Source organism: Skermanella aerolata KACC 11604, assembly GCF_000936425.1.
GTDB lineage: Bacteria > Pseudomonadota > Alphaproteobacteria > Azospirillales > Azospirillaceae > Skermanella > Skermanella aerolata.
Genome location: NZ_AVFK01000106.1, coordinates 1 through 7,465, shown reverse-complemented (window position 1 = coordinate 7,465; position 7,465 = coordinate 1). Strand labels below are relative to the sequence as shown.

General features: G+C 59.8%; 8 protein-coding genes. 5 read left to right on the top strand and 3 right to left on the bottom strand.

Annotated features, from left to right (window positions below; all coding sequences use genetic code 11):
* Positions 1-655 (bottom strand): hypothetical protein (locus N826_RS37980; protein ID WP_044437685.1); only part of this gene is annotated, 655 nt, incomplete at its 3' end.
* 345 nt (positions 656-1,000) lie between these two features.
* Here N826_RS37980 and N826_RS37975 point away from each other — a divergent pair.
* Positions 1,001-1,510, top strand: coding sequence for a hypothetical protein (locus N826_RS37975; protein ID WP_044437684.1), 510 nt, complete (start codon positions 1,001-1,003; stop codon positions 1,508-1,510).
* A 1,343-nt stretch (positions 1,511-2,853) separates the two neighbouring features.
* On the opposite strand, the gene N826_RS43995 is transcribed toward N826_RS37975, so the two are convergent.
* Both N826_RS43995 and N826_RS37970 read right to left on the bottom strand, forming a co-directional pair.
* Positions 2,854-3,090 (bottom strand): hypothetical protein, encoded by a 237-nt coding sequence (locus N826_RS43995; protein ID WP_147041307.1) that lies wholly within the window; start codon positions 3,088-3,090, stop codon positions 2,854-2,856.
* A gap of 51 nt (positions 3,091-3,141) precedes the next feature.
* Positions 3,142-3,327 carry a hypothetical protein gene (locus N826_RS37970; RefSeq protein WP_044437683.1) on the bottom strand — a complete coding sequence of 62 codons (186 nt, stop codon included), beginning with the start codon at positions 3,325-3,327 and terminating at the stop codon, positions 3,142-3,144.
* Between the two features lie 217 nt (positions 3,328-3,544).
* Here N826_RS37970 and N826_RS37965 point away from each other — a divergent pair, with 217 nt between their 5' ends.
* From N826_RS37965 to N826_RS37950, 4 genes are all read left to right on the top strand, one after another.
* Positions 3,545-4,285, top strand: a complete 741-nt coding sequence (locus N826_RS37965) for a hypothetical protein (RefSeq protein WP_147041306.1) — start codon at positions 3,545-3,547, stop codon at positions 4,283-4,285.
* A 108-nt stretch (positions 4,286-4,393) separates the two neighbouring features.
* Positions 4,394-4,588, top strand: coding sequence for an excisionase family DNA-binding protein (locus N826_RS37960; RefSeq protein ID WP_044437681.1), 195 nt, complete (start codon positions 4,394-4,396; stop codon positions 4,586-4,588).
* Positions 4,585-4,965 carry a hypothetical protein gene (locus tag N826_RS37955; RefSeq protein ID WP_044437680.1) on the top strand — a complete coding sequence of 127 codons (381 nt, stop codon included), beginning with the start codon at positions 4,585-4,587 and terminating at the stop codon, positions 4,963-4,965. The genes N826_RS37960 and N826_RS37955 overlap by 4 nt, the downstream gene beginning before the upstream one ends.
* On the top strand, positions 4,962-7,465 hold a 2,504-nt coding region (locus tag N826_RS37950; RefSeq protein WP_044437679.1), incomplete at its 3' end, for a DUF927 domain-containing protein. The genes N826_RS37955 and N826_RS37950, both read left to right, overlap by 4 nt.

The following is a 7,465-nucleotide window of genomic DNA, read 5'->3' as shown; positions in this document are numbered from 1 at the left end:
CGAAGCGGACCCCCAGATACCATGACTTGAGGAACGGCCGGACGCTATCGCCCATGTCATCGATCATGGCGCGGGTGTATGCCGTGAAGGAGCGCGCACCCTTCTCGATGTGGTATCCCGCCAGTGTGATGCCGGCCTGGAGGATTTCTGGATCGAAGCCGGTTTTGAACTGCGACCCGGACAGCTTGGCTTGGAGAACAGCGAGGGCTTTGGCCGCTTCGGCTTCCGCCCTCATCTTCTCCAGATCCGCCGCTGGCCACGCGTAGTCTTCCTCGTCCTCCACCTTTTCCTCGTCCGGATCGTCCTCCGGTTCCAGCATCAGCCAGCCCTTCTCCGCTTCCTCCCTCGCGTCGGTCGGCGGCATCCCCGCTCTCTCCAACAGGTCCCTCTCCGCCCACATCCGTTGCTGGCTCACGAACGCTGTCATCTCCAGCGTCCCCGCTTTCTTCAGTCGGGCGTACATCTTCGGACTGGACCGTTCCCACGTCTCCAGTATCCGTTGATGCATCACCAGATTGTGTATCAGTTCCGGGTCCGCCTTGAACTTCCGGTATTCCGTTTCGAGCGACTGGCGCGTCTCGTTGTCCGTCGTCATCCACCCCTCCGCCAAGACGCCGTCCACATCGGCGGCTTCCACTTCAGCAGCATCGCTCATGCCGTCAAGCCGACAGCTTGCGCGCCGCCTCTCCCCGACCACGGACATTCTCGCCTGCCGCCTTGGCGGTGTCGATCGGCAGGACGTCGTAGCGGGATGTGACCGGCCACCGCCCCTGCCATCGACGTCGCGGGTCCCATCCAGGCCGGTACTTTCAGTCCCCTTCCGCTCCAGCCCGACCTGCCGGCAGGGCCGATATCCACCGAACAGCGCACGGCGGGGGGGGCCGTAGAGGGGGTAGAAATCTTATATTTCTAAGAAGGGGTGTCTGTAGCGACACCATTTTTTGATTTATGGTGTCTGTAGCGACACTCATTGCACAGGTCATCCACAGGGGAAAAGCCGATGGCGGCGAAGGTCACGCGGATGCGCCCCAAGCGCTACGACATACTCTGTGAAAGCATTCAACTCGCCCTCGACATGCCCGGCCTGAAGCAGGAGACGCGGGATGATCTGGCTGATGTGTTGGGTCGCTTCGCCCCACCGGAGCCTTGGAGTTTTGTAATGCTGAACCCCGACCAGCAGCGGCTTGTGTTGAAGGCGATCAATCGCGGCGAGAAGCCCGCCTTGACATTACGGGTGTGGAACGCTGCGATTAGCCACATCCGATATGACACTGAGCATAAGGAAATCATGGCGAGTTGCCATCGTCTGGCCGACGATGCGGATACCAACCCGAAGGAAGTTTACCGCGCCATGGCCCGATTGACGGAGATAGGGGCGGTGTTGAAGCTCCGGCCCGGTCGGTATGCCATCAATCCGCATGTCGGGTGGGTCGGTGATCTGGTGAAGCGGCAGGAAGCGGCCAAGGCCGTGCCGCCGGTACGGGTGGTCGAGCCTGATTCCGTCGCCTGAAACTGGCCCATAGTCTACTGGTAGACTGAACCGCCGGCGCCATGGCCGGCACCAGGGGCATGTCGTCGCCCTGTGGTGGCCGTCCGGCCGCCTGATCGTCCTCGGCGGCGGTCCGCCTGTCGGTCACGCTCATGCTGACCATTCTTTGCAGTCGCGTTGACGGGTCCCGTCCGAATCGCCGGCGAACCTATTCGAAGCGATATCGTCCTTGCCGATCGGCGAAGCGGTTTTACGGAAAAGGCTTCGGCCGATGGCCGACTCAACCAGTATGGCGGGAGGAACCGGCACCAGCCCCTCCCAACCAAATAGCCTACAGGATTACAGGATGAATTCTGGTTCAGGACGAGCCAGTCGCGGCTCCGGAACCCATCGATTCAAGACGCGTTTGGTCAGCGCCTTAACGACTTCACTGACCGCCGCGACGGACGCAGCGATCAGAAGGCTAGAGAGAAGCGGATCATGGCCTAGAGCCATGGGACCGTATGCGGACATCGTCGGTCTCCTTGTAGCGGACCTCCGAAATGCGATACGATACTGGATGGTAGCTCCATGTATCGCGAACCGCGCTTCAAAGGCCCAGTTTCGTGATCTTCATGAGCATGATGTGGCGGCTCCGTATCTTGCCCCTTGAAGCTGGAACTTCTTGGAAGCTGGAAGATACGGAGCCTCCGCATCAGCCTCCCCCAATTCTTGCTCGTACCCGCCGGCGACACAAGTCCAAAATCTAGAAAAACAATATATGGCTATGCCGTTGCGTGATATTGGAAGCCGATGTCAAGGAAAAATTTTTCTGCGATCAATCTACTGTAACTGTTACAGTAAATCATTACTTTGTAAATCTTACACGGACATTCCGTTTGTAAAAGAGTTTTGAAGTAAAAGTTAAACGGACTCTCCGTTTTCTTTAGAAAAAACAGAAAAATACTCTGACGCGTTTATCGGCTTCTTCTACGTTTAAGCGCTCTAGATGGATAAACGAAGCCTCAAAAGATGGCTCCGTAACTACGATCGGCGCATTTTCTGAATGCCACTACCTATTTTTGCAGTGCAATATCCAGAAGGCTAACCGGCGAGAGGTTCGCTATCTGCCGCAGAAAATTTTTTATGGAAAAGCTTCGAACGGAAGCCGACTCGGACGAGGAGCGTCCAATGATCAGCAAGCCGACCGGAGCGAGAGGCGTCTGATCATCACCTGGAAGAGCGATAACCTGAACGTCGTTCTGTTCGGTCGTGGACCTTGGAAAGCTCAGTTCCTCGCTGTCCCTGCCAAGACTCTGTACGTCACCGGCTAAACGTGACAGCTGTGACGATTTTGGCCGTCACAGTCATTCTAAGAAAAAACATCAAGTAAGATTATTACCTGACTTCTTTGCAATATTAGCTTCTCTTTCCTCTTGCTCATTCTGCTCAACAATTTTTCTGTATCTTTCGTCTTTATATTTATTCAACTTCCTTCTGTATACTTCTGCCCAAGCATCTTTGTATGGAAGGGTATCCACCACAGAGCCATCGTCTATGACGTCATATAGTTCAACACCATTGTTGTCTTTTTTACCGCTTGCAACTGCTGTCACATCCACTTTATTCAATCCTCCGTTTTTTATATTTTAACATCGGTTCTCTCTTGGTCGCTATCTGAAAAGGCGTCGCCACCATGGCAGCCGCGCCTGCTCCATCTCGGTCTGTAGTCGCGCCCGGTCAGTGTGCAGCTCGGCATGACGATCGGCCAGTGCCTTTAGCTCATCGAACATCATGGTCACGTCCCGCGCCATGCGAACCTGATCAGCCTTGGCTTGATCGGCTTCAGCCTGTTTCATGATGCCCCGGGTTATGGACGTAAAGGAAGGGCGGCAGGATGACCAGGACACATCCAGCAGGCTCCCTACGGCCCCAAGGCGCCGATCGATCGCCCACCCACTACCCTCGACGCAGCGGGTCCCATCCGGGCCGACGATTACAGTCCCCTTCAGCCGCGACCCGACCCCCGAAATCTGAAACCGACTTCCTTTAACCCCCCCCCCGCCCCGAAAAAAATTGGGATTTCAGGATTTTCGTTGCCGTCCAGGCGTCATCCCCCATCCTTCGTCGGGGGCTGGGCAGGACCGCCGTGATTCCCTGCCGGCCGTTGAAAACATGCACGACGGCGGGGTACGCCTGTCCCTTCAGCGGTCCAGCCTGAAGGGAATACCGACGATGCATGCATACAAATCAGCACAGCAGATACTTGATGAATACGAGGAAGCCAGCCCTGAGCACGCTGAAAAATACATCGATATTTTTCTCAGGAAGTCGCAAGAAGATCCAGACGACATGACGTCGGACTTTGAGGCGTTAGTCGCCATTTGCGATGCCGAATTGCTGGATGAAGATCAAGACCCCAACCGGGATGTCATGGTCCCTCTTGGCATTATTCAAAAATTCGGCCACGGCTTGAGCGCGTATCTTGATGACATGTATCGCGATGCCGTCCCTGGGTCTCCTCCATGTCACCCATCCCTCGAACAGCGGCTTGGCCTTCGATCATCAACGCCGGGTGAACGCTCCCATTTCTCCAAAAAGAAAACCGTGGATCGCAACATGAAGATCGCCCTGGAGGTCGCGCAGATGATTGGCCCCAAGCCGCAGCGTGGGGACGTCGAGGAGGCGATAAAGACCGTGAAAGAGAAGCGGGTCACCTCCAAGGCTACTGTCGTGAAGGCGTGGAGTGATTATGGAGACTTCGTATTGAAGAAGGCGGTCGAGCATCGGATATGGGATCGAAGTGGATCACAATAAAATTCCTCTATAGGTCCTTCTAGTGACTGCGGCCGCGCCCCCGGCCAACTCTCAGGATGCGCTCGGCAGAACATGACGTTCTCCGGCGAATCCCGAGAGGAGAGGGCCATGAATACTCAATTCCAGCACCCCCTGAACATCAGTCGCGATGAAGCGATAAAGCTCGTCGGCATCGGCCGGACGAAGTTCAATGAGCTGGTGCATGCCGGCGACATCAAGGTCGTCAGGATCGGGCGACGCGTCCTGGTGCCGCTCGAACCCCTTCGGGCATGGCTGAAAGGACTTGAGGGGGCCAGCCTATGACGTCCACTCCCTCAACCCCCGAAGATCACGCGGACAACATTCGCCGGTTCAACGAACTGGCCGACGCCATCACAGGCGAACGTCAGGCTATATTCCTCAAGAGGCGGCGGTGCGAAAAGATCGTCACGGCGCTCGACGCACTCGTCAATTACGACATTGACGAAGATGTTGTCGCTGCAACTCTGAAGGGGCTGCTGCCGATTGCTGCTGATGTGACGAGCTTCTTCTCACAGTTCGAGAAACATCCATCCAGCAGCAATCTTCGGCCCTACTACTACGACCGGCGCGCCGTCCGTCGAGAGTGGTGTGACGCCTTCGACAACGGCTCCTGGTACGAATCAGGGTCGCTCTGGAAGATGCTTGAGGTCAAGAAATGACCGGCGCGCGGTACGTCAGAACCGACGCGATCAAGAAAGCGGTCGCCGGCCATGAACTCGACGTCCTGAGCGCCGTCGGCATCGACTGGCGGGGCGGTCGCGGCCATATCGACTGCCCATATCCCGATCATGGCGGCAAGGATGACTGGCGCTGGGATGCCGACAATGAGTGCGCCTTCTGCACCTGTATCGGTACTCGGCCTGATGAGGGTGGATCTCACAGCATCTTCGACGTGGTGTCGGCTTGCGAGATCATCGACTTCGAGAAGGCCAAGATCCGCGTGGCCGAAATCATCGGCTGCACCGACCTGATCGAGGAAGGCAGCGGCGGTCCGCGCGGTCAGAAGCAGGATGCCGATAGTCTCCTGTCGGCGCCGGTGGAGGACCGCGACGACACGTTGCCGCGAAAGTATCTCGCCTTCCGGCTTGGGATCGAGGTGGCGGAGATGTCGGCGCTTCACACGCGGGCTGTCGGCCACAAGGCGCTGCCGTACTTCGATCCGCCCGCCGCTGCCGGCGCGAAGCCGAAGCTGGTGGGCACGTTCCCATGCGCGGTGTTCGAGATGATCGACGCCATGAACCGCCGCCATGCCTTCCGGATCTACGTCGCGCCTGACGGTCAGGGGAAGGCTGATCTTGGCGGTCGCGACCCGAAGAAGTCGGTGCGCGCATCCGATGGCGTCAGCACGGCCGGCAGGTCGGTGCTATGGGGCGATCCGGCGACGGCGCCGCGCATCATCGTGTGCGAAGGCATCGAGACCGGTGCCGCCGTGGCGTTCGCCATGCGGAAAGAGATCGAAGCCAGGGCGGTGGCGGTCGCCGCGGCGATTTCCGCTGTCGGGGTTGAGGCATTCCAGCCATGGCCGGCAACCAAGCACATCACCGTCGCGGCCGATCGCGACGAGAAGGGCACCCTGATCAAGCCGGCCAGCCGGCGCGGCGAGATCGCGGCCCGCAAGTTGGGGTCGAACCTGCGCGATCGCGTTTCGGTTTCGATCGCCCTGCCGGGTGCGGCCGGTGAAAAGGCGGACTGGCTCGACATCTTCCGGCGTGACGGCATGGATGCGGTGCGGGCCGGCATGGAGGCGGCAGAACCTTTCGAACTGTCCGAAGACGAGGCGGCTGCGGCCGATGCCGACAAGGAGCATGCCGCCGAACTGGACGATATCGCGACAGCCTATCCGCTGCCGGCGCTTGGGGGCACGTGCCTGTGCTACCGGCGCATGCCGGACGGCGATATCTGGATACACAAGATCACCAGGAACAACTCGGGCACGGAAACAACAACCCCCGTTTCCTCGCCCGTTGGGGTGATCGCGATGCTGCGCCATGCCGACCAGGACGACGCCTACGGTCTGCGGGTCGCCGTTCAGGACATGGGCGGTCAGCCCCGGCTGGTGGACTTCGATCGCGCCGACCTGGGGCGCATGAATGGGGTCGAGATCAAGGCCGCGCTGTTCGAGGCCGGCCTTCGCGTCGAGGCTGATGGTGAAGCCATCGTGGTCGCCATGCTGAAGGCCGCCAAACCGACGCAGGAGATGGTCGTCGTCTCTCGGCCGGGTTGGCATCGCCTGACGGCGGACGCCCCCGTCTTCGTCGATCCAGGCGGCGCAGTGACCGGCTTGCCGGACGGGCAGAACCTGGAACTGTCAGCTGGCGCCCGGCTCTCCGTCCCGGCTGCGGCCGGCACGTTCGACGACTGGCGCGCGGCAATCGAGACGGTGGTCAAGGCGGACAACTGCCCGCACTGGCATCTCGGTATCATCGGCGGCTTCGCCGGACCGGTCCTCGAACTTGCCGGCATGGAGGCGTGCGGGATCAACCTGTCAGGCATGACATCGGCCGGCAAGACGACGGCGCAACGGCTGGCGGTTTCGTCCTGGTCGTCAACGAAGATCGGGAACGGCCTTCTCCAGTCCATGCGGGCAACCGAGAACGCGGTCGAGGGGCTGGCCCAGCGGGCGAACGGGACCGTGCTGGCCTTAGACGAAATGGCTCATGCCGATGGGAAGGTGATCGGCCGCCTGATCTACAGCATCGCCGGCGGCGTCGGAAAAGCCCGCATGACGGCGGGGGCGAAGCTCAAGACCCCCTACGCCTGGAACACCTTCGCGATCCTGTCAGGCGAATGCTCCCTGGAGGAGAAGGTGCGTGGCGATGGCGGCCAGTGGGCCACCGGTATGCCCGTCCGCTTCCCCGACATCGACGTGACCAGCGTCAACCGGAATGCGGAACAGGGCGTGCTGAATGCCATCGATGCCGCCTGCCGGAACCACGGCCATGCCGGCCCGGCCTTCGTCAAGGCGCTGATCGACGAGGGCATGCACCGCGACCCTGACAGATTGCGCGAGAGCGTCAACCAGGCCGCGCGGAAGCTCGCCGGACCGGGCGCCGACAGCGCCCTGATCCGGGCGGCCACATCGTTCGCGCTGCTGCATGTTGCCGGGCAGTTGGCGAAGGCATTCAACCTTCTGCCGGCGTCCATGGAGGTTTCCGAGGC